This window comes from Enterococcus gallinarum (assembly GCF_021496385.1).
Lineage (GTDB): Bacteria > Bacillota > Bacilli > Lactobacillales > Enterococcaceae > Enterococcus_D > Enterococcus_D gallinarum.
The window spans coordinates 1482374-1507716 of the sequence record NZ_CP050816.1 but is presented as its reverse complement, the minus strand read 5'-3'; the positions used below and the strand labels follow the sequence as shown (position 1 = coordinate 1507716).

Below are 25343 nucleotides of genomic sequence, written 5' to 3'. Positions count from 1 at the left end.
TATTAAGCCACAGCCACTGCGGTAATCTTATCAAATTTTACCAACATCCGCTGATTGCACTCCAATACAATGGATTGATCCTCCATCTCATAATCGGTCACTTTCACAAGAGCCGTATGCTCATACAGCTTCTCAATTACACCGACTAGCGATTTTTTTGCCCCAACAGGTTGACACACATAGGCATTTCCAATTTCAATATCTAGCATCTTACCACCTCAGAACTTCTTTTCTAAAAATATAATAACAAAAATACCGATTTATGCAAGCGCTTTTATGATAAATTTGGCACCTACTTATTTCCGCAGACAAGATGACAAAATCGTTCGCTTCTTATGACTGATGTGTTCGTGCATCTTCCAGAAAGTCCTAGTAACATAAAGGAAAGGAGATGAACAGAATGCCAGTAATCCAAACATGTATTTTTGGTCTCTTGACAGTCGCATTATTGATTGGTTTAAAGGAAAATCGTTGATGACTCCTTGATTGGTTAACTGTTCCTAAAGACCACAAATCAATGTCCTATTGTGACGGTCATTTTATGGTTAAATGAATAAGCGTCCTTATTCTGAACCATCCGCTTATATAAATGAAAAACCAGCCCTCAGAAGAATGATCGGAGGACTGGTTCTTTTTAGTTAGAACGATAAATTATAGACGTTCGTTCAATTCTTTTGCAAGCTCTTCAAAACCTGGCTTGCCAAGTAAGGCGAACATGTTTTTCTTATACATTCTACCCTTTTTCTAGTATTTCTCTATTTTAAAAATACCATTATATCAACGTTTCCCCTCTAATTTTTCTTTTCTATCATTTCGATATTTTCTTTTCGCTATCACCGAAACTATCACCAAAAATTCTCATCTTTTCTACTGGTTCTCACGTTACAATTTAAAGAGTTGTTCGCTTTACAAAACGAACAAACGTTCGTATAATTTCCGTGAGGAGTGATAATTATGGGAATGATTAAACCTTACGAGGACCGGAAAAAATTAAAATGGATAGGATTCTTTTTATCGGAACATACAACAAGTGTAAATAAAGTTGAAGAGGAACGAGCTTACACTTATCCGCCTAAACCAGAAATGGAAATTGAAGAGATTGGAGAATTTCTACAAGAGGCTATTTTGAAAAATAAAAAGATTGCTGTTCAGCTTAACTACACCCAGAATGACAAATTCATGCCGGACATTGTAGGCCGCCTTTCCGGGCATAATGAAATAGGAATTTACGTTGATTCTACTCTCGTTGAATATGAGGAAATTCGAAATGTAGAATTTTTCCAAGGAGAACTGAAATGGTTTGATCTCTCATGAATGTAATTAGTCAATATGAGCAAGGGTACATCTCCTACTCCGAGTTTCTAGGAGAGTTTCCAGACAGCATTTCTGAGTCGCAAGAATGTTTATTTGGTACCAGATGCGTAGAGTTTTATGTAGGCATGACTTTAGGAAAAACAAATACTAGATATTTTATACAACCATATGGAGGCGATCACCATGAAATCATTGAAAGGTGTGGTTTCGAAGATACGAGTGTTGAAGATGAGCAAGATCCCTTTGGTGCGTTTCTCGCTGGATAATGTAAACTGCTTGATTGCTGCACATAGTTTGAACTTTTTAGCAGATGTGGACGAAGGGATGCAGATAGTAGTTGCTGGCGAGTATAATGATCGGAAGCAGTTTGTTGTGAAGAAGTATTCGGTGATTGGTAAGACGAAGATTATGATTGAATATGAGTCTTTAAATAGGACGTTAAATGTGCTATAATGATTACGATGTAGAAACATAGTTTCACTTGCGCAGTGTGTGTAAATACGCTGTGCTTTTTTGTACAAAAATAAAAATTATTAAGTATAAAAAGACCTTAGCTTCCGCTAGGGTCTTTTTAAGCCATTTTAGAAAGTAATGGATTGAGAGAGATTAGAGTTGTTCCATCAATTGGTTTCTGACAAAAAGACTGATGAGAAATTTTTGATTGCACTTCAGAAAAGGTTTCATCACATATATCTCTTCTTCTAGTAGTAAGCAAGGCTTTATCTACGTGAATATCATTCAAGTAAAAGCAATAATCACAAGCAATTAAGGTATCCTTAGAAAATGGATTTTTAGTGATATCTGCTTTACAATCAACATAACTAAAAGGTGGTTTATTTTTGTGTAGTAGCGATGGCTTTTTAGTTTGGCATGACAAAAGCTTTTTATTCTTACCATCCTGAATGCACAAATACATATGTGATTGAGTTGCCAGCTTTGCTGCTATATTTGGAAAAGGCATTTTAACTCTAATTACATCTTTTATCTTAGTCAATAATTAACTCTCCTTCTGAACCAATTTCCACATAAACAGGATTAATAAGGCTCTCTTCAAGCGCAATTAATTCTAACGTGTTTTTTTGTTCTTCGCTGAGTTTTCTGAAATCATTTTTAGAAAGAAGAAAATGCCTATTCCCGATAACCAAAACTTCCGAGTTTTCAATAATACTATCGTCATACATCTCATAAAGTTCACTAGCCAATTGACAATCTGACTCGCTAAAATCCGAATCCTTCATTTCAATATGCATTACATTTTTTTGGATTTCATCCTCATGAACTTTCCAAATATCAAATTGATGTGTTAAGTCAGAAAGTTCAACATTATCCATTATTCTAGTTAGAAAGTGTGCCTTTTTAGCAAGATTTTCATCAATAGAATTTGGAGTGATTTCTGATACAACATCTACTAATTCATCAAAACGATATTTATAATCACCATATACTTCGCTAAATACTGGACCATTCTTGTAAGCTTTTAATCTAGAAAAATCCGAATCCTTACCTTTAACTTTAGAAAAAGACTCAAAGAAAAATAAAAATTTCTGCGTTTTCAAAGCAGAATAAAACTCTTTCTTACCATTATCCATTAACCAAGAAATGAGTTCTTTTCTTCTATCATTAGACCATATCATTTTTATCACTCCTTTAAAAATCATTGGCTAATAATCTACAATGTATACTAATTTTTATCAATATCACTTAGATAATAGCATTTATGATTCACAATCGTCAATTGAATTAGCTAATTTTGTTAGCTAATTATTGGTTTATTAGTAATTCATATCAACTTAAAAAATCACAAGTAAAAAACACCCACTCTCGGGGGAGAGTGGGTTCACAGAAATAAAAATGAAAGGTTCTAGGTAAATAAAGTGTAATCGATTTCGATTGATAATTCAATAGCCTATCTTGAATATATATATATTGACGAAATTTCGTCGTAAGCATCTATTCAAGCACAACTATGTTACAATAGAAAACGAAGAGTGTTAGGCATACGTTAAGATAGTCTTCCCCAATCTTCTTAATCACCTAGCACTCTTCTTAGAGTAAATGCATGTTGTAATATAAACATATTAAAAAAGATTATTTTTTGCAAATGATTTGAATTTGAATTCTTTAAAGCCTGATATAGCGGTCTCTTTATATTATTTACAGACATATGCATTAACTACTAATGATAGAATAAAAATAAATCATTTGGAGGTTATCTATGAGAAACATAACTATTCAAGACATGCAAGACTATCTATACCAAAAATATAAAGGAGTAGTTACTTCAGAAGGATTGTTTATGAAACTTGTCGAAGAAATCGGTGAAGTAGCAGAGGCCTTTAATCAATTAAACGGAAGAAAAAGCGGTTCAAGCACTTCTCTCGAAAAAGAACTTGCAGATGTCATTCACTATGTACTTGCTATTGCTAGCGTTAATAATATAGATATGACATCCATTATTTTAGAAAAAGACAAAGAAGCTGCTATAAAATATGGACATAAAAAAAACTTAGAAGAATTCATAAGTAAAAAATAAAATACCCACTCTCTTAAGAGAGTGGGAACCTGTAAAGAAGGTTTTGAAAATGAAAAAGATTGTTTGCGGACACAAGTTCATTATATGCTTAATTTTCAGATAATTCAATTATAAAGGTTCCGTTCAATTCACCTTCATAAAATATAAAATCTCATATATATTTCAGTAAAAAATAATGATCATTAATAAAGAATGATGATAAGATATAGAAATAAGAGTATTAGGCCCACTTCCCCAAGTTTTACCCCGCCTAATACTCTTCATTGACGATTTAATATCGCCTTACAAAGTCTACAATAAAATAATTTTTAATTCAAATGAAAAGAATAACGTTCAATATTTCGTTTATAAGCCCGCCGAAGCGGGCTATTTGTTTACCACGGAAGTTTATTGTTGTTCAATGCTCGCTGCAATGCCCTAACCATATCGGATTTCGGACTGATAATACCGTCCACCGTCGTTCCTAATGCTTTTTGCATCCCTTTGATCGTTGCTTCACCACATAGACCATCAATTACACCAGAATAATATCCTCTTGCTTTGAGGCCCATCTGGATTGCACGGATCACGTCGGATCCGATCAAAGTAATATCAAATTCTGCGGAATAGATATTTTGATTGTACTTTTGTTTATATTGATGACTAATCACTTTATCTCTAGTTGTGTTGTAGTATTCTTGCAAACGTAGAGTGACGAGTGGTCCCCATTGGCCATCGATTGCTAATTTAATCATTTGAGCGCTGTTGTCAGTATTTACATCAGCACTACCACTTGCAACAATTCGATAGAAATGATGTGTAAGTCGGGTGCTCATGTATGAATCATGGCTGTCTGTGTGAATTCCATTCCAATAATACGAACAGTGAATGAAACTCTTATTACTTAGGAAAATACCTGTATGCCCTTCTGATCCATGAGAAGCCCCAGGAGTTCCAGCGATAAAGATATCCCCTCTTCTCACTTCTGCACGACTAATTTTCTTGAGCACTGTTCCATTCATGGCAAATAGCGTTTCTGTATTTCCCATTGTTCCGGCCGGTAAGAATCCGCCTGCTATCATCGCAAAAAACACCGCAGATGAACAATCGTAGCTATTTGGGCCCAACCGATAGATCATAGAGTAATCGACTCGCCCTTCTTTACTTGTCATCCAAGCAATCATATTTTCGATACTCATTTTATTTTCTCCTTTTATTGCTAATTTTTGATATACTCTCCTTATCAGCAAGTGGTTTGCTGAAATAATTGATAAGGAGGTGTATAAGATGCTGTATAAAGACAATCAATATACTGAAATGTTAAGCTCGCTTCTTTCCAAGGTTGCAGTTTCACCAGAAACAACTTTTCGTCCAATGTTTCTTGTAGATGGCAACTTAATCCTTGGTACTGTAATTTCTCCAGATGATGATCGTCTGAATGAAACAGAATTGTCCAAAGATTCCTCGATTTTTTTGACATCTGCTGCTAATATCGTTGCTATTAGAGGAAAATATTTCGATTCGAATATTCCTGAAAATGAGCTAACGAGCTATGAGCCAGTATATCTTTATTTAGAAGATGTCATAATTTATTCAACTTCTGGGAATAAAACTATTCACATTCCAGAGTTTGCATTACGAATTTCTAGCATTGATGGAATATCTTTAGGAGATATTGAAAAATTTAAATCAGAATAACTTAGACTATCCAATTTTAGTTGTTGCTCCTTGTTGTTTCCTTCAACTTGGAGCAATTCTTTAACCTCAATCTCAAATTCCGTATTAGCCAATTCTTCTGCTAATGTTTTGGCTTCTTTTACTAACTTCATATACTTTTCAACTTTTTCAGTAGCTTCTTCGATACCTATTATTTTCGCTTCTAAACTGATCGTCTTTTTCATGTTTATCATCCTTTCAAATTAAAAAGAGCAGCCTTTTGGGCTACTCCTTCTTTTCTGTGAACTCCTGTCCATCGCCATAATCTTTCTCTGAATTAGTATTCTTAACACTTGGATTAGTATTTGTATCTTGTAACTTCGACAATCTTTCTTTGACCCAATTTGGAATCGGTACACCTAATTGACCTAAGTTCTCAGTAATTGAAATCCCATAGACTGCGATATAAAAAAAGACGAATGCAGTCGCAAACGTCTCAAGACTCATAATCTTTAAATACGGGTAAGCAATAATTACTAAGCAGACAACTAACATGTGTTTAACAATTCCTAACAACCCTTTTGTGCTATTTGCCTCTTTCACAAAAATCCCTTTACACAGACCTGTAACAATATCACCTACTACAACCCACAAAAAAAGTTGAATATATCCATTTGTTAACAATCCACGAAATTCGTTCAGTAACATTCCATTATTAATAATCACCATATTAACCACCTTTTCTTTTATTAAAAAAGCAACCGGCTAGAAAGCCGATCGCTCCTGTTAATTCCGATCCGATTATTTTGTTTCTTCTTCCTGTTTTGCATTGGCCACAATTTCTGCGACATTTTTACGAATGGAAGCTGGTACGCTATCAATGGTGCGTTTCCCCTCAATGACATGTGTTGCGTATAACATTTCTAATGCTGAATAATTCATTTTTATCCTCCTTATCTACTAAAATACATATCTGACAGAGTCAGCAGCGCTTCCTCTGCCATTTCCTGCCGTTGTTTCAACTCTTCGTTTTCTTGTCTCAATAAATCTAACTCTGAGGGTTGGCTCTCGGTGTTTTCAGCTACAATAGACTGAATAAATTCGCTCATTTTTTCTGAATCATCATCGAATTCTTCTAAAACAATAGAAAAGAGCTCATCCATTTCCTCTGTGGTTGAACTCTTTTCTTTAATAACATGCTTGATATACAATTCTTTATATTTTTCTTTAGCTGTCATCGTCTGCCTCCTACACGTCTGCCGCTGAAAAGACTCCAGCTATATTGAAAATATCATTTGCATTATTTGTTAAATATCCGAAGCTACTTCCCGTCCAGCCTAATCGATAGCTAATTGATATTTCACCATTCGTATCAATAGTGACCATGAATATTGTCGTTCCGGCTCCTTTTCCTAAATACTTTACTTGCACTTGAGGTCTAAATCCTACCGGAAGTACACCTACAACATAAGTATTGTTTGTATTTGGTAGTGTACTATTATTTTTAAAGGCTCCACTCACTTGGACCATACGTCCTAATCTGGTTGCGCTAGGAAAATTGCCGCTCGATGGACTTGTTGAATATTGGGACCAACCGCTTGCTGCAGGAATTCCTGTTTTTCCTATACTATATAAATCTTGAAAAGTTAGGTTCCCACCTCGACCCTGGCTATCTATCATGTTTATCCTAAATGGTGTTATCTGCAAATATCTATCAGCTGTAGTAGTTTGCGTCCCATTAAAGCTTGCCATGGTGAGTGCCTCATGAATAAACTCTGAAAATCCGTTACGTGATACGGCTCCGCTTGACTTCGTGTATTCCTTGAAATCGTTTCTAAATTTACCGTCAGACATCGATAGTGTGCCTTTGGTCCAAACAGTTGCACCACTAACATTTGCTCTATCGTAATCCGAATAAATTCCCGACCCTTTGATCGATACACCAGCAATTGAACCCGCTGTTATATCACCTAGATTTGCACTAATTGCCTCTAAAGATTCAACTGATAATGTTGCACTAGCATACTTTTTTTGTTGCCATCCGCTTTTATACGTATATACACCAATAATTTTATCACTTGTTGACGATTCAGTTTGAAACCATGTGGCTCCTTCTGTGGTATCGCTAGGCTGAGTAGGTTGCATATAGGCAACGCCCATAATGCCACGATCGCCTTTCGGTCCTGTTGGTCCCTGCGGTCCTTGAGGTCCAGTTGGCCCTGTATCACCTTTATCTCCTTTAATCAAAGACCAGGAGTAATCAGCAGCGTTGGTGCTTTCATTAGCAGTTGTTTTGTTGTAGGCTAATCCAATGTAAGTCTTGCCTGTTGGACTATCCGACATTCCTGCGCCGGTAGCTGATGTAGCATACTTAATCCACGTATAAAGCGTTTGTCCATTATCCCCTTTTGGGCCTTGCGCTCCATCTGATCCTTTTATCAATGACCAGGTATAATCAGCATAGTTTGTCGATTCGGTAGCTGTTGCTTTGTTGTATGCAAGTCCGATATAGGTCTTTCCAGTTGGGCTGTCAGACATTCCACTTGTTGGCGTATCTGCATACTTCAACCAAGTGTAATAAGTTTGACCGTTGTCCCCTTTTGGTCCTGGTACACCTTGTGGACCTTGTTCCCCATCCTTCCCATCTTCGCCTGATAAACCTAGCATTCGTTGCCAGGTATAATCAGCAGGATTTGTTGATTGGACATCGTCAAATGTTGTGTAAGTTCCTACATAGGAAGGATATGCATTGATGAAATCTTCACTAGGTGCTGGTGTCCATATAGTTCGATTGCTACCCTCTTCAATTTTTGGATAATGCCAGTAAACGTTTGGATTTGTAGGAGAATTAGTTAGTAAGTATAGATTAGTATTGCTCGTATCTTGTGGCACTGTAATTTGTAACTTTACTATACCTATTTGACCAGGCTGCAAATCTAAAGTACCTATTTGATTGGGCGTAGTTGAGTATCCTATTCTTGCGGTTGTCATAGTAGTATTAGGATTGTAAACCTCACAAGATACCGTATATTTTGTATTTGCTTTAAATGACGGTACATAATTAAATCCCCAACCATAGCCATAAGGGGCATATACCTTGCCGTCCTTAGTTATTTTACCATCTTGCTTATCAACAAATTCTGTACTTTTTATCCATAAATTTTCGTTGGGGTATTGAAGTGTAAATCGATCGGTACCTTCTTGACTCCATGAGTATGCTTGATAAATATGTGCATCTTGTCCATCTTCACCTTTGACAAGTTGCCATTTATAATCTTTAGGATCGTTCGATTCAGTTGCGGTCAGCTTATTTGTAGCTAGTCCAATATAATATTTTCCGGTTGGATCATCGGTCATATTAGTGCCTTGATAATCATCTGCATACTTTAGCCATGTGTATGTTGGCTGACCATTCTCACCCGGCGGACCAGGAACACCTTCCCCCACAAATTTTACCCAGAGCCCCCGATAATCTGCCGGATCGTCACTGGCTGTTGGGACACCTAGTACTTGCTTAATCGCAATATAGGTTTTTCCAGCTGGTAAAGCACTGATTCCATTCCCTTCCTCATCATCGGCATAACGGATCCAAACATAAGTAGTTGCTTGCTTTAATTGATCTGCTAACTCTTTGAGCGATTGACTAACTCCGCCATCTTGAATAAGGTAGTCTCCTAATGTAGCTTTGTATTCATTAGTAGAATAACATCTCGTAAGTTCAAGAACTCGAGCACTCAAGAACAGTTTTTCATTCTCGTCTACTAAATAAATCGTATCGCCCATCTTTACGTTGTCAGGTAAATTTGCGATGTCAGTTTCATAATTGATCGCTGGTTGACTCGCTTTTTCTAGTTCACGTATGACATTATCACAAAGTGTTTTTTGATCAGTCGTTTCGTAGGTTTTGGCACGTTGGATATGTCCGGCATTTGGATTTGGATTATTGTTTGATAGTAATCGACTCCAAATCTTCACTGACTCCATGTCCTGCATAACACCAGTTGTCTTGTTTAACACGAATCTTCCATTTGGATCTTTGTAGTTATACCCTTTTAGATTAATTGGTTCATTCTTACCTTCTGGCGTACCACCAGTTGCCACAATAGCTGTACATAGATCATAAATATTGGCTTTGGTCACAATATTATTGATATCTTTATCCATATACAAAGTAATTCGTTTATCTGCTCCTCTTTTTTTATGAACATCCACGAATCGCTTAACAACTTGTGTCCCTGTAATTTCAAATGAAAAACTCAGTTCTGCATTATCAAACTGTGTAGCTAACGAGAGTAAACGAGCGAGAATCGTTTGACTCTCACTCTCCCATTTCAACGTGCGACTGAGATTACTGATTTCATTGATACCAATTTCAAAACCAGTATCTCCGGCAAACAGTTTGAAATATTCTGCAAATGTCATCGCTTTGGTTGCACTATATGCATCGACCAATCCATTGATCAGATCCATTCCTGCATCTTCTGCTCGAATGAAATGTTCGCCCACTTTCGGATCATGTTCAATTTCCATGATTGTCATAAAAATTGATTGACCATTTTCATCTTTATACAAAATATAGTTCCCATAGTTGGCCATTGATTTGACTTGATCTCGTTCTTTAGCCGAAAAAATAAGCGTCCCCTCAAACGTTCGAGAGGCAGCGCTTATACTAAGAATATCTTGATCATTGAAAATTGAAATTGGTGCATCAGAACTGGTAGAGGCGATTCCCAATAAATTAAATTTTCGATCTGTAAAGTAAAAATCCATTAGATATATGCCCCCCTTAGTTCTACTTCAAAATCAAAAATGTTTGCCCAACTACTAGCAACGGGTAAAAATGTTGTTGTCCCTGGCTCCACCGCAAATCGTTCCCAGGTATTGCCCAATGCATGAAGTTTAAAGTTTTCAAATCCGTTCAAAAATACCTTGCGATTTAAAACATCAATTTCCAAAACATCCCCATCATCAAATAGATTGGGTATATTAGTAAACGTTGTTTCGTTATCCCAATAAAATTTACAATCAGTCCATGTCATATATAGGGCATGCTCATTAGTCGGATCATCGCCCCATTTCTGAAACCAAGTGCAAAGTCCATCAATACCCACACCAGAAATTTCAGGTAAAGTTGCTGAAAAAACCTCCGCTTTTGAGGCAATAATTCCTTCACCGCTAAAAGCCTTCCACTTGGAAAATTTCCATTCCACGGTTGTATCACTCGTTCTTTGAATCTGAATCTCCCAGAAGCGACCAGTCCATTCTTTTCGGTCAAGTGTCAAACGTTTCTGAACTTTATCAAAACAACTGAATTCTACGATAAGCTCTTCTCTGACTCTTGAACTATCACGTATAACACAAGAAACAATACTTCCCAATGAACTATTCTGCAGAGTAAATGTCAAACGTCCGGAAGTAGTCTTAGTAGGTTCGAAGTCAAATCGACTTCTATATGTGAAGTTCCCGGTATCTAGATTGCTTGTATTTTTGGGAATGTCAGTATATAAGGTTGGTCCTGCCCAAACACCATCATGATTCTCTGGCCAGATTGGCATCACAACATCGGCTCTTGTTGTCCAATCAACGTCCCCACCGATTTTGTTTGGCGTATCTGGATTTCCTCCATAGTTTGGGTAATCCGGTTTTGCCTTAGGACTGTTCAACTCAAATTTACTAGCATTATTCCTCATTGGAATACTGATGACTTTATCTGTTCGTTGCCCTTCAATCACATCAAGCTCTTCTGCATTACCAAATTGCAGAATACCGTCGTCTGGATTGACAACACTCACAAGACCATTTTCACCGTTCATAGTTGCCCTGAGAATTGGCCAAGCTTTATATGTTCCGTGATTTGTCACAGCAACATAATCTGCCAATTGAGCGGTTGGTTCGGCAAAATCTGCGAGCTTTTCCCCTAAGTTAAACTGCGGCTTTGAATAAGAAACTGCACTTCCTAATGCTAAACAGGTGATCAGATTTAGTGCCTTGGTATTTGGATTTGAAATAGTAAAATGAATATCTAGATTTTGGAAATTGCCCAAATTTAAAGCGGCAGGTTTCGCTTCATGAGAAGCAAGAACCTTACCGCCTGCATAATCTAATTCTTGAATCACCGCAACCGCACTTTTTGATCCGTTTGTATCTCCTTGCAATGCCTTATCTATTCTTAGTGCTACACGTCCCCAAACCTTGTCTCCTTGTTTCAGCTCAGATAAATTCCGCGCTGTACTGTTGCTATTTTGCATGATATAAAAGCCGTTGTACTTTACTTCACCTTTATCAGCAATAGTGTTTGTATCACTTAGATCAGCACCCAAGATATTATGAGCACCGTTCGTTTCATTTAATAGAGCGGTCCATTGTTTGTAATACTTATCTTTCTTTCGAAATTCCGGATCTAAAACTTGATTCTCTGCACTATCAATCGAGATATTAGAAAATATCCGAGGATTAACATCATAAGAAACGCCATCTGGTACAATCCAATTAATCTCTCCGGATCCCAGAAAATTATTCTCTGCAACACTAATATCTCCTGTAGATATTGCATACCAACATTTATCTGGCTCATCGCTAAAAATCAATGGCTTTGGATCTTTTTGAGCTAGTATCTCGGCAAGCGCTCTCCGCTTTTTTATAAGGTCATAACGTAACTTGAATCCCATTGGTATCGTTTTACGACCAATTGAGCGATCTACGTATTTCTCACCATCTGACCGCCCAACTTTTTTTGTGTTGTATTCGATTCCTGGTAGCAATCCCCGATCAAGAGAGGTTACTATCATATACTTTGTAATATCATATCCTGCATAAGTTACTGTAATCAAGTTATCCCCTCCTGACTTCTTTTTTGTCTACGCTGTATTCGCAAAATTTCTTGGTTTACTGGTTGAGCAATGGCTTTTACTATTTCTCTTTCGCCTATTTTAAAGCTTGCTTCAACGGGCCTGTTAGCAAGCTTATCAATTGCATCGGTCAAGCTAGTTAGAAAGCTAGTGCTATCAGCGAAATTACGAGCAACTTTCGCTTGATTAACTGGTTTATTTAGATTTGCTATTATAGCTGAGTTTTGCTCCGGCTTTAAACTACCACTCATTAACGCCTTCATCGCTGGTATCTCTGTTGGAATATTGCCAATTAAATCATTGAAATAATTGGAATCAAATTCAGACTCAATACCTCTTTGAAGTTCATTTGCCCATGTAGAAACATCCGACTTAACATCAGAGAACCCGTCTGTAAGACCTGTTTTCAAGCCGGCTACTAATGCCAGTCCGTTTTCAATCAAAACTTTCTTGTCATAAGGGATTGGCCCTTTCAAACTTGCGATAGTATCAGCCCAGCCAGAAACAGTTCTCTTAACCGATTCAAATCCTGATGTCAATCCACTCAGTAAACCGTTTACCAAAGCAATACCGTTATTAATCAATGCACCACCTGGCAGAGCACCAACTAACGCACTTAACAGATTTGCTCCAGCCTCTTTCATAGCTGCCTGATTATTACGAATATTATTCGCAAGTCCATTAACAAGAGTTATCCCTGCTTTGAAAAGACGATCTTGCGCTCTCAAAACACCTCTTACTGCAGCATCAACAATATCCATGCCTGCTTCAACAATGCGATTTATATTATTCGCAATTCCACGTAAGATTTGAACAATTAAATTAACACCAGCTGTCACCACTGCACTAGCTTTTGACGCCATTCCATTAATAAACTGAACAACAAGATTTAAAGCTGCCGAAACTAAAGCAGGCATTTTTGAAGCTAGTCCATTCAGTAGTTTGACAATAAGGTTTGCTCCTGCAACAACAACTTTAGGCAGTTGCGAGGAGAGCGCATTTAAAAATGTCACTATCAAAGTTCCTACAGCCGTTACTAAATCTGGAAGCTTTCGAGTTATTCCGTTAATAACAGCAATTAGTAATGACATACCTGCAACAATGATATCTGGTATATACGCTGTTAATGCAGTAATCCATGTCAGAATTAATGAAGCAGCAGATTCTATCAAAGCTGGAATCTGTTGTGTGATTCCGTCTAATAAAGCCAAAATCAATGCTCCACCTGCAACAATAATCTGAGGTAGTCCAGCGGTTAGTGATGCAAGTAACGAAACAATAATCGCTGTTGCTGATAAAGCTATTTGCGGAATCAAAAGCATCATTGAGCCAGTAAATGCAAGAATTAGTTGACTAGCTGATAAAGCGATTGAAGGTAGACCTTGAGCAATTCCAGAGACTATCGCAGCTACTATTCTTAAACCGCCTGCAATAACGCCTGGAAGTGCACTCGCTATTGCTGTTAGAATCCCCTCAATCGCTTTCCCGGCTGAACTTCCAATTCTCGGCGCATTATCTGCTAGCCCAGTAGCTAAAGAGTCAAAGCCACTAATTATTTGATCTATTCCTTTTGAAACATCCCCACCGCCAAGAGCTTTTGCTATCAATTCAAATGCCTTTATAAATAGTCCAATAGGACCTAACAATCCAAGAAATACTGCTTTCAAGACTTTAAGAGCAACTCCAAAAGGATCGATTGATTTTTTACCACTCTTAAATCCGGTTATTAAGGAACGGATTCCTGAAGCTATTTTGGTCATGCCGTTCCACAGACTCTCAGGAAAGACTTCTAAAAAATCTGCTTTTAAATCTGCTATACTTACAGATAAGTCATTAAAAGATATGGCTTTAAAAGCTTTTGCCAAAGTTAAAATGCCTTGTACTATTCCTTTAGTATTTTGAGCAAAAGTAGTCATTCCTTTCCATAATGATTCGGGAAATAGCTTCACAAATTGATTATGAAGATCTGACACACTCACACTAAAGTCGTTGAATACAATCGCTTTAAATGCTTGAGCAAGTAATTTAATACCTTTAACGACATCCCCAATAGGTGCCATAAAGGTTTTTAAAGTCTTTACAACACCGTCTACTTTAGATCTAAACGTATCGCTCGTTTTATAAAAGTACACAAAGGCAGTAACTAAAGCTCCAATTGCAGCTACAACTAGAAATGCTGGATTTGTTAAAATAGCTAATCCAGCTTTAACACCTTCGAATATTTTTCTCAAATTTTGGAATTTATTTGCTGCCAGATAAGCTGTTCCGAAAGCTGCAGCCAATGTTGTTACTGCTCCAACCACTACATAAACAAGTGCCGGGTTCTCTCGAAATACTTGAGCAAGTTTGGACATGGCTCCACTAACTTTTTGAACAATATCCAAAAATGGTTGAAGTAGAGGAGCACCAAAAGCAGCGCCTAAATCTGTAATAGCTTGCTTCATGTTTCCCATAACGTTTTCGAGTCCGCCACCTTCACGTGCTGCTTGACCTAGTGCTCCGGACAACTTATTCCCATCTTCGACCATCTTCAAAAGCGTTAACTGCTTCTGGGCTTCGGATAAATCATTAAATGACTTGCCATACAGCTTGTTGGCAGCTGCATTTCGTGTTGTTTCCGTTGAAGAAATACCTAGCGCCGCATCATTTTCATAATTACCTTTTAAGTATGACTGCAAGCTTTCGGAGACTTCATCGATTGATTTATCGTAAAAAGCTGCACTATCAGCCGCTGCTTTTGTTGCTCGACTAGTTAAATCCAATGCATCGGCTGTGTCCATTCCTGTTGTTTTGGCAAATGCAGCCATCGAAGTAAATGCCGGTTTTAAACGATTAGGTAATATATTCGTCTCTTTTGAAATTGAATCAATGCTACCTTGAGCATTTTTTTCTAAATTTCCAAAAACTTGAGAAAACTGCGCATCCATCGCTTGCATATCGGCCGCTGACTTAATCGAAAAACCAGCTACAGCTGATCCAACAGCAAGAATGCTTAAACTAGCTTTTTTCGCAAATTCTACTGATTGTTCCGAAAGTGAGTTGAAGGCTTTGGATTTCCCGATAGTATTATCTAGTTGCTGTGCCGCTTCATTACCAAACTCTTGATACTGTTTTCGAGCTTTGGCAGTATTAAATTCGACATCAATAATTACCGAACCATCATTCATCCTCCACCTCACCTCTCTCTTCTTGTTGGTTCAACATATATTCACGTTTTTGCTTGAGATCCATCATTTCAAATTCAATGTTTGAGCGATCTTCCTTTAAAGCCACCGCAAGCTTTGCTTTTCTAATTTCTTCAATCTCGCTTGGTGTAGCTTTTTCCGGATAGTCCATCATTCGAATCTTGATGACATTTTTAAATTTGGTGTTCTCTGATAGCCCAGCTAATAAATGGTTGAACTTATCCCAATGAAGTGATCCCTTTTCTCTTTCTTCCATCAGATCCATGCCATAGTCCATCAAAAAAGAGGAATAGATGTAGCCTGAATCCTGCTCGAATTCGTACCACTTCTTTTCCTCGTCTTCTAAAATATTTCCTTTTAAATCACGTTTTACTGTTGTGCTTTCCACTTGCTCGCCTGCAATCCGTTTAATAATTGCGTTAGTTAACGGTACCAAGTCATCTTGCGGAATTATTGAGACCAGTTTCTCAATACTTGCTGGCGGATCATTTGGCCAAGGTATCGATACAATTAAGATGATAGAATAAAGAACCTTATCCATTTCTGATAATTCCGGATCTTTCCACATCTCATACCATCGAAGAACACGAGAAAACTCGAGATTTAGTTCATATTTGTTGTTATTGATGATAATCGAATCATCAATTCCCCAAGCAAGAGATAATGCCATAAAGCATCACCTCTATTTCTTTTTACCGTCGATATAGGATTGTGCTTTTTGTTTCGTTTGAAGCTTTTTGTATTGATCGGCAACTTCAAGGAATGCCCCGACAACTAAATCAATTTCATCATCTGCAGCATCCATCAGCTTATCGAAAGCCCCCTCACCTAACACTAGATCAATAACGTCTTTGACAACGGACTCAACCTTCTTATTAGCTTCAACGATTGCTTCGTAATCACCTGATTCAGAAGCTGTTTTAATAACCTTTTCTTGCTCTTGAATAACTTCAAGCATTTTGGGTAATTCTGACAAATACTGATCACGATATTTCTTACCTGTTTTTATACCGAAATCTAAACCCGCAATTCTTACTGGTTGAACCTGCTTCTTAAAACCTACCTCGATTAAATTGTTTTTTGACATTTGTAATTCCTCCTATTTTTTTATGTAAAAGAAAAAGGCTAGTACAATGACTAGCCTTCTGGGGTTGTATCTGGTTTGGTATCTTCTGGAACACCATTGAAAGATACTTGCATTTCAAAGTTACCACGGTTGTTTGGTCCCCCGCCGGTATGAACGATACCTGACAAGGTAGCATTACCTTGAATTACACGACCATCTGGCTCAGTATGACGGAAGAAAACAATTCGATCTTGTCCAGCTTTGTTTAAGCGATCGCGTACAAATTCTTGCGCTGCATCAGTGGCATATTTTCGATGACCTGTAAAAGCATAAACACCAGTAACACGTGTGATATCGGTGTTTGATCCACCTTTATCACCGTAATATTCATATGTTTCAGATGATTCATCTTGGGAAGGTGTTGCTTCCTGAATACCATCTGCTAGCTCGTGAACGGTCGTAGGTGGCACAAGTTTTCCGTTTTCACCAACCGTTGCAGCTACACCGATTTCATATTTGTTCATCCAGTTAGGTGAATAGCCTTCACCAGCTGCAAAATACTGTAAATTCATTTTCATGAAATTTCCTCCTATTTACTTATATTTAATCGAACAGTTAGTACATAAAGATATGCATCATGTTCTTGAATTCCTAAATTTCTAGGTTGTGTGTAAACTTCGCTCGAATCAAACAAAAATGAGCCATCATTCGAGCGAAGTGTGACCCATTCACCATTTTCTTTTCTTGGCAATTTATCAAAGCTATCTGCAATCTTCCAAGCATCGTTAAAAGCTTGTGATTGGTTTGTGTTTTTGATAATGATTTGAACCATGAACAGAATTTGCCTGTTTCTAGCCAAGTCCTGCTGTCCTTGTCCGGATGCGATCCCTTGTATAGATAAATCTCGTTCATTGTCCTGAGGAGGTTTGTCTTCTTGAATGATTTGCTTCCCAGTGCTTGTTAATCTTGGTGTTTCAAGTTCTAATAATCGTAAGTGATCAGCAATTCGTGCAAATAAATCCATCACAGAGCCTCCTTAATTGCTTTTTCTGCCACATCCAGCACTTCATCCATATCCTGAGCTTTAGCAACCTCAGCCCATCGTATGGATGCTTGAGGATTGTGGTTTTTAGATGGAGTTCCCCTATAATATGCGTACCCAGCATACTCTGTACCCCATACCAGTTTTCCTTTTGGGAAATTACTATCAACCCAAACACTAGCTTCGGTTGCCCCAGTGTCTTTCTTAACATACTGATTAGCCGCTTTAGCAAATGCGATTGCGGTCGGATTCAGAGCGGATTCGATAGCTCTCTCAATACGATCGAAATTACCTTCAAATCTTCCGCTCATTGCAACATCACCTCAATATGATGTGGATTTAATTGGTCAGTGAACACCTCGTAGCATTCAACGATTTTTAGTTTGCGGTTTTGAAATGTGATTGTTCCGTCTTCGCTTGGATTAACAAAAGGTTTTGAATTAACAGCATCTATATATAAAACACCGTTAGTCAAAACCTCTGTATTATCCATTTTTACAATTCTTTTTCGCTTAGGAGTAAACCTTACATGTTCAATCTTTTGTGGTTTAGGCAGTTCACCACTTCCCATTGAGCCATCATCATCAGGCTTTGGATCTTGATAGATAACCTCATGGATCAACAAGTGTTTAGGTATTGGCTTAAATGACACCGATCCTCACACTCCTTTTTCTCAAAAGACCGGTTCCCTCTAAATATGAAAGACAACTCGGAGCGACCCGATTAGCTTGCTTACTCGTTGACGTTGTTGCGCCAGAATAGCTAAACCCGCCAATAGAAGCGCTCTGACCGCTCAAAGTATTTCCTGTAACATCAAGATCTATACCTTCAACTTGATAGTATTCTATTTGAGCACAACACGCTTTTTTAATCAGCAGCTGTACATGTTCGGAAAATTTATCCAAGCCGATTTTAGGCACTTGATAATCTGTCAAAGTGTCAATAATGTCCGAAGCCCTTTTGGAAAGACGAGAGAAGTTCCCAGCTTCAACAGGCGTTCCCTCGTAATCATCCTTATAAAAGACTTCATCAACATAAGGTTCAGACATGATCTTCACCTACTTTTCTTTTTTGTCTTCCTTCTGATCGTCTTTGCCGGCTTTCTTGTCATCTTTCTTTTCTTCAACACGTTCTAAGAAAGAGTCATCTAGATTTACAGCAACTTCTTCAGCACGTTTAACGGTCATATCAATGACCGTCCCTGCTTCATAAACTTCTTTAGTTTCTTTATCACGGAATTTTTTTAAAACGTTGTATTTTGCCATGTTTTTCACCGTTCCCTTTCTTATCCTTCTGGAGTAGCGTCAATACCGAAGTAAGCTAGTGCTTTAGGTTCACGAATAATGAAGTCAATATCATCAAGCATGAAGTGATATGTTGCCTGTTTTGCAACGGCACGGCTGTCTTGAGCAGCGGTTGTCAATGTAACAGTCAAACCAGAAACAACAGCGAGGTTTTCATAAGGAGTGAACAGAATTACATTGTTTTCCATAGACTCAACAACTTCGACTCCAAATCCACCAATATTGCGGAGAGCACCATCCACGAGTACTGCATCACCCAAAGCAGTATTTCGATTTTGTAATTCAACAACATAGTTTGTTGCTGTCGCTTGAGACATAAAGAACTTAAATGTTCCTTGACGCAAATATTTTGGTTCAATTCTAGCAGTTGCAGCTGTTAGCTCTTGAATCGTTGGCAATTTAGCACCTTCTACTTTTACTTCAGCAGATGCTTTGGCCATTTTGATGTAACCATCATTTAATTTCACGAATGCATCAGATGAAGATTCATCCCCATTAAATGCTAGATCTTGCAAATCCGCTGCATACTGAGCTTGCATTAGGGAAAGTAACGCTTGACGGACATCTTGCCCACGAGTACGAGCGGTATAAAATGTATTGCTGTTCTCGATCCATGTATCCAAGTAAACCGGAACAAGAGAGAATGGTACTGTGTCTTCTTCTTTGATATCCGTGCCAGTATCTTCAGTGTTAATACCTAGGTGTTTTTTCAATGTACGCTTTTTAACACCTAATTTATCCAAAGATCCTGTACCTGATTTGGCAAAATGGACAAATAATTTCCCGATAGTTCCTGCAGTTGCAACTGCATCTAAGAAGAACGCTCGAGCATTGTCTTCACGTAAGGTAACATTGTTACCAGCTTTCAAGATTGCGTTCATTTGTTTGATCAATGTCTCGTTCGATAAAACGTTTGTCATTTGTGTTTCCCCCTTTATTCAGAAATTGGGAAAGCAGCGTCCACATAAGATGGTACAACCGATTTCTCAACTGTTTCTGTGTAATTTTGTTCTGCATTGTTGCTGATTCGAGATTTTTCAAGATTCTCAATCTTCGCATTCAAAGGTGCCACGGCATCTGATACAGCCTTAGCAATAGCATCAGCATCTAATTCAACGCTAGCTTCTGAATACGCTGTTTCTGGTTTTTCATCTGATTTATCATCTTTTTCCAAAGCTGATAAACGATCGTTTACTGGTTTCAGCGCTTCGCCGAGCGCTTTTTTTAACTGTTCTTCTGTCATTTCCTCATCCTCCTCGGATTTATTTGTACTAAAAAAGGACTTAACCGTTTCGATTAGTCCTTGTTTGGTAATTGATTTAGTTGTTTTTATTGTGCCGATAAGTGTGGATAACTCGCCGATTTCTGACTGAATGCTGGCGACTTTATCCGCATCGCTGTCTGTGTAGTTGTCCAATATTGACCAAGTGGCTGATCTGAAAGCATCGATCGCCGCATTAACATCCCGGTAAGTTTTACCTCTCTCAAAGTTATCGGCAGTCTGCTTCTGAACTTCTTCGACCTGAGCTGTACCGGCCAATGAATATCCTGTAAAATCACCTTTCTGGATCGAGTCCCACATTTCATCAGTAGCTTTAGTGACAAGTACCCACGTTCCCTTTGTGATTGTGGTTTCGCCGATAGTCATATCAACAGGAGCAACATAACTCTCTACTACTTTACCGGCATACGTGGTGAAATCGTGCTGTTTATCAATTTGTTGATAATCCGCCATGAATCCATGTGCAGCCTTCTCGATTGTTTCAGCATCCATGAAATCTCCATGAACATCTTCTACATCAGGCTCATAAACAATACCATATACAAGCTTTTGTGGATCATCCGATTTAGTGACCAGCTTAACTTCGGTTTCAAAATTAGGTTTCAAATCTTCAGAGGACTTAGTAAGAAAGAATGATTTCTTATTGGCTGCCTTATCCACATATGAAACATGTGTTACAAGAACGTTCTCTAGTTTTCGCATTTTCTCACCACCTTTCAAATTATTTTTTTATTTCTGGCACCACGAAACAGTGACAATGAATCGACTCTTTAGCAGATAGCATCGGATCACGAGGATAGCGGCAACTTTCGCCATTAACGATGAAGTACTCGCCTTTAGCGATTGTCTGACCGTCCATTGCCTCGTGGCCTTTTCTCGGTTCTTTTATGCCATGAGTATGGTGCCAAGTCATACCAATAACAGCATCGTTTTGCAAGAACGCTTCATACTGGCTGCCAGAGTACATCCTTAATCCCTCAGTGATTGCAGTTGTCCTGGCACGATTGCGAGAAAATTCAGGGAGTGAAGACAGTTTACTTTCTAACCATCGGATTCCTTTGCCTTCATCGAAGGATTCTTGAATCACTCCTACAAGAGCGTTCTCTGTAGTGACATTCATTAACTTTGGCAGTTTCCTAAGCCACTTTTCGATGTCTCTGTAATGTTTGGTCTGATAATCAAAGCCTTCAGATCCATCATACTTGGCATTAAATTCATCAAACAACCCAAAGAAAGCTTTTCTCAGTTCTGGGATAACACTTTCTTCCATGTTTGATTTGAATGATCGTCCACGGAGCATAACTTTTATAGATAATTTGGTCGGTTTCTTTTTTCGATTCTCTACGAATTTCTTTACCTTTCCCCATACTTCCTCGTAATCAATCTGCAAGGTGTCATCCATCTTATCCTCTGAATTTAAGATGAACGTAAGCAATATTGGGACAAATAAAAAGCCTGCTTTATCTAAAAGCTTAGCCAGTTCATCATCTTCTTCTTTTTTTAACTGTAAAGCGGCTTTAATTAACTCTTCATCATTCATCAGACTTCACACTCCGGATCATACGCCGAATACTTGCTGCAATTTCACTTACTTCTCCTTCACCATATGCCTTAGCCACGTCCAATTTACCAAGATTAAACGCTGATGACGATGATTGTTTATTCAACGGATAATTGTACTCTTCTCCATCAAAAGCTTCTAGCGGCTCATTGAGGGCTTTTGAAAGAATATCCCTCAAATCATTTGGAGCGACTGCATTTGCTTGGATAGCTGGTGTGAGAATCGCTTTCACATCCTCCATATTTACAAGATTGGATGATTTCAGAAACACTTCTACATACTTGAATTCATATTCCCTAAAAAGCGAATTAATACGCCAAACGTAAGATTCTCGCATAGGTTGGAACACTTGCTCTTCCGTCAGTTCTTTAGCAGTCTCAGCAGTAGCTCTTGTATAGTCGTTTGATCTTGCTACATAAATTGGGGGCAAACGGAATGCTCCAAGAACTGATTCAATAACGTTCTCATCGTACTCAAGAAATAGAGCGTCTTTTTGTAAGATGTCTGCTAACTTCTCAATGTTAATTGCTGGCTTGAATTTATCTTCCCCATATCCTAGCCCTTCTTCTGCAGGACTTACTTTTTCAGCTTCTAGCAATAAAAACTTATGCTGATTTTCTTCCCCGCCAATTGCATTAGCATATGCCTGTAACGTGGCTTCGGATTGTTCAGTCAGCTGCGCATTCTCTAGCGTGATGGCAAGAGGAATATGTCTTCCCTGAGTAAAATATCGATAGTTCAATTCGTCGGCTTTGCGATTTCCAAGTATTTTAATCAATGGACCTACCCAGCGAGGCTTGCCATAAGGATCTTGAAAATCACCATTTTTAAGGTGAATGATTTCAGTAGCTGTGCCTTGTCCCTCAGAACCCACGCTTCCATTTGAATTCAACGGAGTAGGGTCCCCATAGGTTTTATACCATGTTCCAGATTCTTTAACAGAATCATCCATAGAATCACGAAAAACAAAATAGCGGACCTTAATCTCTGATCCGTCCGCATTTATAACTCTATTAAGTTTGGTCACAGTCATGTACTCAGGTTTGACAGAATCAATCCCTACAACATCACCTTTAAGATTACGAATAACTTCAATATAGCCATTTCCGCATTCTTCAACATGTCGAATGACTTCCTCAATCACTTCTTTCGGCGGTCGTTCAAAGGATAATTCTTTGAGAAGGGTATCCAATTGATTCCATTCTGCCTTCATTTCTGCTGTTTCTTCGGTGTCGTCAACCTTGTAACGTATACCAAAACCAAATCCAGCTACGTTCGTTACATAAGCTTCAATTGATTGATTCAGAATGTCAGAGATATCGGTGATCGATCGTAAAGTACCAATGTCATATGGCGGAGATAATTGGGTCAAATCTCTTCTTTGATCAAAACCACCTGCAGACTTAAACTTTAGAGTTCTTTTCTTCTCAATGCTCACGTTCTTTTTGATATATTCTTTAGGAACAGATCCCGACGATCCGCCACTAATAATTTTTGATGTCAAGAAACCACCTCCTAAAATGCTGTTTTTCTTTCTGTTCTTCTTGTTCGTATTGGTTTATGGTCCATCCGTACTAACGCTTGGGACATGCTGTCGACATCATCATCATGGTCTGCGTTAGGGAACGCCGTAAGTTCATCAAGTATTTCATCTGTATATGACTTCCAAAGAGGATGTGGAAGATACACATTCCCTGCTTCCCACAAAGGCGCTACAGCTTGAGCTCTTACTTCTTTACCACCTTGCGGATTAATTGCAACGATGCCTTTTATTTTCTTTTGCAGCATCTCAATAACCGCCGATCCATTTGCCTTGTCTTCAATCAGTTTTGCAATAGCATTTGGCCATTTAGATGTCATAACCTGAATGGCTTTCATTGTGTCAACAATCCCCATTCTCTCGTGATGACGATCTAGCAAATAGTTATCCAAACCTGACCGCCCCCAAACCTGTCCAGAAACGTAATCTGATGTGTCTTTATCTTTAAAAGTACAGTCCCATGATTGCAATTGAATGTCGAATGAACTAGGCAATATTGCAACGTCATCACCCAATCCAAGCTTAACTTTCATGTCTATTGTAGGTACATAAAATTTAGCCCATGACCTTTTAAAAATGTCCCCTCCCGCAGGTGTTGGTCTTTGTTGATATAGTGCAGCCCAACCACGAGAACCGGTTACAGCTTTTGTTTGCTCAGCCCACTCTTCATCTTTACCAATTTCAGGTGCCAATGCCTGTCCTGGCTTTCTTCCTAAAAGATCATTTTCTTCAGCAATAGCAGGAATTTTTATTTCAATCCAAGGAAGCTTCATTTCTTTAAGCAATCTACCTGCAAGGTCGTCTTCATGCCACCTAGTCATTATTACAATAACTGATCCATCAGCAGATAAACGAGAATAGAAAGTATCTTGCCATTCAGCGTAAATTTTATCTCTTATAGTTTTCGATTCCGCTTCTGCTCTGTTTTTGATTGGGTCATCTATTATGATTAAATTAGCACCACGACCTGTAGCACCACCAAGAATTGATGTGCTATATAGTTGACCTAAATGATCTTGTATCCCCCATTCTGAAACACTGGCAGTCTCCGAACTGATATTAAGATTAAATAATTCATCACTGTACAAACGGAATTTTTCTCGATTCTTTCTACCAAACTTTTTAAACAACTCTTCCGAATAAGAAACAACCATTGCTAACTTATCAGGATTTTTCATCAAATAATAAGCTGGAAATGTTTCTGTAATAAAAGTTGATTTACCATGTTGTGGTGGTAATTCAACAATAATAAATAGTCGTTCTCCCTCGGCAATTCGTTGTAAATAAGGAGCTACGTAATTTTGATGTGGCAATGGCCTGAATGTAGATCCGTGAGAATAATAAAAAAACTCGCCGTAATCTCTCCTTGCAAGTTCCTTTTGCGCTTCTTTTCTTACTGTCTCAGAATCAAGTTGTGTCTTTGCCATGAGCTAATCGCCTCAATTCCTCGGTGGTTAGCCCTGCATAAGGATTGGAAACTTTAACTTCTCCATCATGCTGCACAACTTGCTTGTCACGCCATTCATCAGGTTTTCTATTTTTCAACCAGAAAATTTGTGCAGTAGTATCAGGAATAACTTCCTTTGTTTTTTGCTTAACTAAAACTCTTTTTGTACGTGGAAAGTTCTCACGCGCTATATCGATGTCTTCGTCAGTAGCTTCTGGATTAGATTGTTTGAAAAATACGAGATAGTTTTGAAGCGCATTAAAATATTCATCTTCATCCATTTCATAAACAGCGTATTCATCTTCTGTATACGCATAACCTAAGGCCCTTTTAAGCAGTGCATTTTCAACTTGCCTATCAATAACCTCTTTCCCCTTTTTTAGGGCGTCAGAAATGTCAGAATACTTCTTTTTCCAATCGTAAAGCGTTGGACGTTGGATACCAATATTTTCCGCAATTTGTTCATCGGTAAGACCATCTCTGGCCCATCCTTCAATTTTCAGAAGGCCTTCTTTAGTCAGCCATTCCAAGTATTTTCCTTTTGCCATGATCTCACCTCGCAATCTGTGTTTGTTTTGTAATTCTA

29 protein-coding genes are annotated in these 25343 nt (G+C 38.2%); 4 read left to right on the top strand and 25 right to left on the bottom strand.

The features are described 5' to 3' along the window. Window positions 1-2 precede the first annotated feature (2 nt). The gene (locus tag HED61_RS07435; RefSeq protein ID WP_113849956.1) at window positions 3-209 is read right to left on the bottom strand and encodes a hypothetical protein; all 207 of its coding nucleotides are present in this window, start codon (window positions 207-209) and stop codon (window positions 3-5) included. Window positions 210-954: 745 nt separating this feature from the next. On the opposite strand from HED61_RS07435, the gene HED61_RS07430 reads away from it, so the two are divergent. Together HED61_RS07430 and HED61_RS07425 are read left to right on the top strand one after the other, a co-directional pair. Further along, window positions 955-1314: a hypothetical protein gene (locus tag HED61_RS07430; protein ID WP_131732135.1), complete on the top strand. Its 360-nt coding sequence runs from the start codon at window positions 955-957 to the stop codon at window positions 1312-1314. Window positions 1315-1497: 183 nt separating this feature from the next. After that, a complete protein-coding gene (locus tag HED61_RS07425; protein WP_219645572.1) occupies window positions 1498-1767 on the top strand; it encodes a hypothetical protein in 270 nt (89 codons plus the stop codon). Window positions 1768-1885: 118 nt separating this feature from the next. Here the strand turns inward: HED61_RS07425 and HED61_RS07420 are convergent, their stop codons facing one another. Further along, window positions 1886-2308, bottom strand: a complete 423-nt coding sequence (locus tag HED61_RS07420; RefSeq protein ID WP_219645571.1) for a hypothetical protein — start codon at window positions 2306-2308, stop codon at window positions 1886-1888. Next, the gene (locus HED61_RS07415) at window positions 2301-2948 is read right to left on the bottom strand and encodes a hypothetical protein (RefSeq protein ID WP_208787982.1); all 648 of its coding nucleotides are present in this window, start codon (window positions 2946-2948) and stop codon (window positions 2301-2303) included. Before HED61_RS07415 ends, HED61_RS07420 begins: the two co-directional genes overlap by 8 nt. Before the next feature lie 581 nt (window positions 2949-3529). Here HED61_RS07415 and HED61_RS07410 point away from each other — a divergent pair. Further along, window positions 3530-3847, top strand: a complete 318-nt coding sequence (locus tag HED61_RS07410) for a MazG nucleotide pyrophosphohydrolase domain-containing protein (protein WP_219645570.1) — start codon at window positions 3530-3532, stop codon at window positions 3845-3847. A gap of 374 nt (window positions 3848-4221) precedes the next feature. On the opposite strand, the gene HED61_RS07405 is transcribed toward HED61_RS07410, so the two are convergent. Continuing rightward, entirely contained in the window at window positions 4222-5025 is an 804-nt protein-coding gene (locus tag HED61_RS07405; protein ID WP_219645569.1) for a C40 family peptidase, read from the bottom strand. Between the two features lie 88 nt (window positions 5026-5113). Between HED61_RS07405 and HED61_RS07400 the strand changes: the two genes are divergently transcribed. Then, entirely contained in the window at window positions 5114-5524 is a 411-nt protein-coding gene (locus tag HED61_RS07400) for a hypothetical protein (RefSeq protein WP_219645568.1), read from the top strand. Here HED61_RS07400 and HED61_RS07395 read toward each other — a convergent pair. From HED61_RS07395 to HED61_RS07295, 21 genes are all read right to left on the bottom strand, one after another. After that, a complete protein-coding gene (locus HED61_RS07395; RefSeq protein WP_219645577.1) occupies window positions 5443-5727 on the bottom strand; it encodes a hypothetical protein in 285 nt (94 codons plus the stop codon). The two genes, HED61_RS07400 and HED61_RS07395, sit on opposite strands and share 82 nt — an antisense overlap. Window positions 5728-5767: 40 nt before the next feature. Further along, window positions 5768-6211: a phage holin family protein gene (locus HED61_RS07390; RefSeq protein WP_219645567.1), complete on the bottom strand. Its 444-nt coding sequence runs from the start codon at window positions 6209-6211 to the stop codon at window positions 5768-5770. A gap of 72 nt (window positions 6212-6283) precedes the next feature. Continuing rightward, window positions 6284-6424, bottom strand: coding sequence for a CD1375 family protein (locus tag HED61_RS07385; protein ID WP_219645566.1), 141 nt, complete (start codon window positions 6422-6424; stop codon window positions 6284-6286). Window positions 6425-6435: 11 nt separating this feature from the next. Then, on the bottom strand, window positions 6436-6720 hold the full coding sequence (locus tag HED61_RS07380) for a hypothetical protein (protein WP_005472074.1): 285 nt from the start codon (window positions 6718-6720) through the stop codon (window positions 6436-6438). Window positions 6721-6730: 10 nt separating this feature from the next. After that, window positions 6731-10252, bottom strand: a complete 3522-nt coding sequence (locus HED61_RS07375; protein WP_219645565.1) for a phage tail spike protein — start codon at window positions 10250-10252, stop codon at window positions 6731-6733. Next, window positions 10252-12312 carry a distal tail protein Dit gene (locus tag HED61_RS07370; protein WP_219645564.1) on the bottom strand — a complete coding sequence of 687 codons (2061 nt, stop codon included), beginning with the start codon at window positions 12310-12312 and terminating at the stop codon, window positions 10252-10254. Before HED61_RS07370 ends, HED61_RS07375 begins: the two co-directional genes overlap by 1 nt. Beyond that, window positions 12309-15497 (bottom strand): phage tail protein, encoded by a 3189-nt coding sequence (locus tag HED61_RS07365; RefSeq protein ID WP_005472071.1) that lies wholly within the window; start codon window positions 15495-15497, stop codon window positions 12309-12311. The genes HED61_RS07370 and HED61_RS07365 overlap by 4 nt, the downstream gene beginning before the upstream one ends. Further along, complete coding sequence (locus HED61_RS07360) at window positions 15490-16185, bottom strand: Gp15 family bacteriophage protein (protein WP_219645563.1); 696 nt, start codon at window positions 16183-16185, stop codon at window positions 15490-15492. Before HED61_RS07360 ends, HED61_RS07365 begins: the two co-directional genes overlap by 8 nt. Before the next feature lie 12 nt (window positions 16186-16197). Beyond that, window positions 16198-16602 carry a hypothetical protein gene (locus HED61_RS07355; protein ID WP_118215310.1) on the bottom strand — a complete coding sequence of 135 codons (405 nt, stop codon included), beginning with the start codon at window positions 16600-16602 and terminating at the stop codon, window positions 16198-16200. A 50-nt stretch (window positions 16603-16652) separates the two neighbouring features. Next, a complete protein-coding gene (locus HED61_RS07350; RefSeq protein ID WP_118215311.1) occupies window positions 16653-17159 on the bottom strand; it encodes a phage tail tube protein in 507 nt (168 codons plus the stop codon). A gap of 11 nt (window positions 17160-17170) precedes the next feature. Then, complete coding sequence (locus HED61_RS07345) at window positions 17171-17605, bottom strand: minor capsid protein (protein WP_219645562.1); 435 nt, start codon at window positions 17603-17605, stop codon at window positions 17171-17173. Then, window positions 17605-17934: a minor capsid protein gene (locus tag HED61_RS07340; RefSeq protein WP_219645561.1), complete on the bottom strand. Its 330-nt coding sequence runs from the start codon at window positions 17932-17934 to the stop codon at window positions 17605-17607. Before HED61_RS07340 ends, HED61_RS07345 begins: the two co-directional genes overlap by 1 nt. After that, a complete protein-coding gene (locus HED61_RS07335; RefSeq protein ID WP_219645560.1) occupies window positions 17931-18275 on the bottom strand; it encodes a putative minor capsid protein in 345 nt (114 codons plus the stop codon). Before HED61_RS07335 ends, HED61_RS07340 begins: the two co-directional genes overlap by 4 nt. Further along, window positions 18265-18672 (bottom strand): head-tail connector protein, encoded by a 408-nt coding sequence (locus HED61_RS07330; protein WP_219645559.1) that lies wholly within the window; start codon window positions 18670-18672, stop codon window positions 18265-18267. Before HED61_RS07330 ends, HED61_RS07335 begins: the two co-directional genes overlap by 11 nt. A gap of 9 nt (window positions 18673-18681) precedes the next feature. Beyond that, window positions 18682-18888, bottom strand: a complete 207-nt coding sequence (locus HED61_RS07325; RefSeq protein WP_195960946.1) for a hypothetical protein — start codon at window positions 18886-18888, stop codon at window positions 18682-18684. A 20-nt stretch (window positions 18889-18908) separates the two neighbouring features. Further along, entirely contained in the window at window positions 18909-19847 is a 939-nt protein-coding gene (locus HED61_RS07320) for a hypothetical protein (RefSeq protein ID WP_010748247.1), read from the bottom strand. A gap of 14 nt (window positions 19848-19861) precedes the next feature. Beyond that, window positions 19862-20911 carry an XkdF-like putative serine protease domain-containing protein gene (locus HED61_RS07315; RefSeq protein ID WP_219645558.1) on the bottom strand — a complete coding sequence of 350 codons (1050 nt, stop codon included), beginning with the start codon at window positions 20909-20911 and terminating at the stop codon, window positions 19862-19864. 19 nt (window positions 20912-20930) lie between these two features. Beyond that, on the bottom strand, window positions 20931-21749 hold the full coding sequence (locus HED61_RS07310; protein WP_219645557.1) for a phage minor head protein: 819 nt from the start codon (window positions 21747-21749) through the stop codon (window positions 20931-20933). After that, a complete protein-coding gene (locus HED61_RS07305; RefSeq protein WP_219645556.1) occupies window positions 21742-23274 on the bottom strand; it encodes a phage portal protein in 1533 nt (510 codons plus the stop codon). The genes HED61_RS07310 and HED61_RS07305 overlap by 8 nt, the downstream gene beginning before the upstream one ends. An 11-nt stretch (window positions 23275-23285) precedes the next feature. Continuing rightward, window positions 23286-24737 carry a phage terminase large subunit gene (gene terL, locus HED61_RS07300; protein ID WP_219645555.1) on the bottom strand — a complete coding sequence of 484 codons (1452 nt, stop codon included), beginning with the start codon at window positions 24735-24737 and terminating at the stop codon, window positions 23286-23288. Then, window positions 24718-25305 carry a helix-turn-helix domain-containing protein gene (locus HED61_RS07295; protein ID WP_086332156.1) on the bottom strand — a complete coding sequence of 196 codons (588 nt, stop codon included), beginning with the start codon at window positions 25303-25305 and terminating at the stop codon, window positions 24718-24720. Before HED61_RS07295 ends, terL begins: the two co-directional genes overlap by 20 nt. Between the last annotated feature and the right edge of the window lie 38 nt (window positions 25306-25343).

Excerpts from the sequence above, each read along its gene's own strand:
- HED61_RS07430 (WP_131732135.1), top strand. The coding sequence starts at position 955 with ATGGGAATGATTAAACCTTACGAGGACCGGAAAAAATTAAAATGGATA.
- HED61_RS07380 (WP_005472074.1), bottom strand. The coding sequence starts at position 6,720 with ATGACAGCTAAAGAAAAATATAAAGAATTGTATATCAAGCATGTTATT.
- HED61_RS07310 (WP_219645557.1), bottom strand. The coding sequence starts at position 21,749 with ATGAATGATGAAGAGTTAATTAAAGCCGCTTTACAGTTAAAAAAAGAA.
- HED61_RS07330 (WP_219645559.1), bottom strand. The coding sequence starts at position 18,672 with ATGTCTGAACCTTATGTTGATGAAGTCTTTTATAAGGATGATTACGAG.
- HED61_RS07340 (WP_219645561.1), bottom strand. The coding sequence starts at position 17,934 with ATGAGCGGAAGATTTGAAGGTAATTTCGATCGTATTGAGAGAGCTATC.
- HED61_RS07315 (WP_219645558.1), bottom strand. The coding sequence starts at position 20,911 with ATGCGAAAACTAGAGAACGTTCTTGTAACACATGTTTCATATGTGGAT.
- HED61_RS07425 (WP_219645572.1), top strand. The coding sequence starts at position 1,498 with ATGAAATCATTGAAAGGTGTGGTTTCGAAGATACGAGTGTTGAAGATG.
- HED61_RS07375 (WP_219645565.1), bottom strand. The coding sequence starts at position 10,252 with ATGGATTTTTACTTTACAGATCGAAAATTTAATTTATTGGGAATCGCC.
- HED61_RS07325 (WP_195960946.1), bottom strand. The coding sequence starts at position 18,888 with ATGGCAAAATACAACGTTTTAAAAAAATTCCGTGATAAAGAAACTAAA.
- HED61_RS07295 (WP_086332156.1), bottom strand. The coding sequence starts at position 25,305 with ATGGCAAAAGGAAAATACTTGGAATGGCTGACTAAAGAAGGCCTTCTG.
- HED61_RS07395 (WP_219645577.1), bottom strand. The coding sequence starts at position 5,727 with ATGAAAAAGACGATCAGTTTAGAAGCGAAAATAATAGGTATCGAAGAA.
- HED61_RS07415 (WP_208787982.1), bottom strand. The coding sequence starts at position 2,948 with ATGATATGGTCTAATGATAGAAGAAAAGAACTCATTTCTTGGTTAATG.
- HED61_RS07405 (WP_219645569.1), bottom strand. The coding sequence starts at position 5,025 with ATGAGTATCGAAAATATGATTGCTTGGATGACAAGTAAAGAAGGGCGA.
- HED61_RS07435 (WP_113849956.1), bottom strand. The coding sequence starts at position 209 with ATGCTAGATATTGAAATTGGAAATGCCTATGTGTGTCAACCTGTTGGG.
- HED61_RS07385 (WP_219645566.1), bottom strand. The coding sequence starts at position 6,424 with ATGAATTATTCAGCATTAGAAATGTTATACGCAACACATGTCATTGAG.
- HED61_RS07400 (WP_219645568.1), top strand. The coding sequence starts at position 5,114 with ATGCTGTATAAAGACAATCAATATACTGAAATGTTAAGCTCGCTTCTT.
- HED61_RS07410 (WP_219645570.1), top strand. The coding sequence starts at position 3,530 with ATGAGAAACATAACTATTCAAGACATGCAAGACTATCTATACCAAAAA.
- HED61_RS07320 (WP_010748247.1), bottom strand. The coding sequence starts at position 19,847 with ATGACAAACGTTTTATCGAACGAGACATTGATCAAACAAATGAACGCA.
- HED61_RS07390 (WP_219645567.1), bottom strand. The coding sequence starts at position 6,211 with ATGGTGATTATTAATAATGGAATGTTACTGAACGAATTTCGTGGATTG.
- HED61_RS07345 (WP_219645562.1), bottom strand. The coding sequence starts at position 17,605 with ATGGATTTATTTGCACGAATTGCTGATCACTTACGATTATTAGAACTT.
- HED61_RS07350 (WP_118215311.1), bottom strand. The coding sequence starts at position 17,159 with ATGAAAATGAATTTACAGTATTTTGCAGCTGGTGAAGGCTATTCACCT.
- HED61_RS07365 (WP_005472071.1), bottom strand. The coding sequence starts at position 15,497 with ATGAATGATGGTTCGGTAATTATTGATGTCGAATTTAATACTGCCAAA.
- terL (WP_219645555.1), bottom strand. The coding sequence starts at position 24,737 with ATGGCAAAGACACAACTTGATTCTGAGACAGTAAGAAAAGAAGCGCAA.
- HED61_RS07360 (WP_219645563.1), bottom strand. The coding sequence starts at position 16,185 with ATGGCATTATCTCTTGCTTGGGGAATTGATGATTCGATTATCATCAAT.
- HED61_RS07355 (WP_118215310.1), bottom strand. The coding sequence starts at position 16,602 with ATGTCAAAAAACAATTTAATCGAGGTAGGTTTTAAGAAGCAGGTTCAA.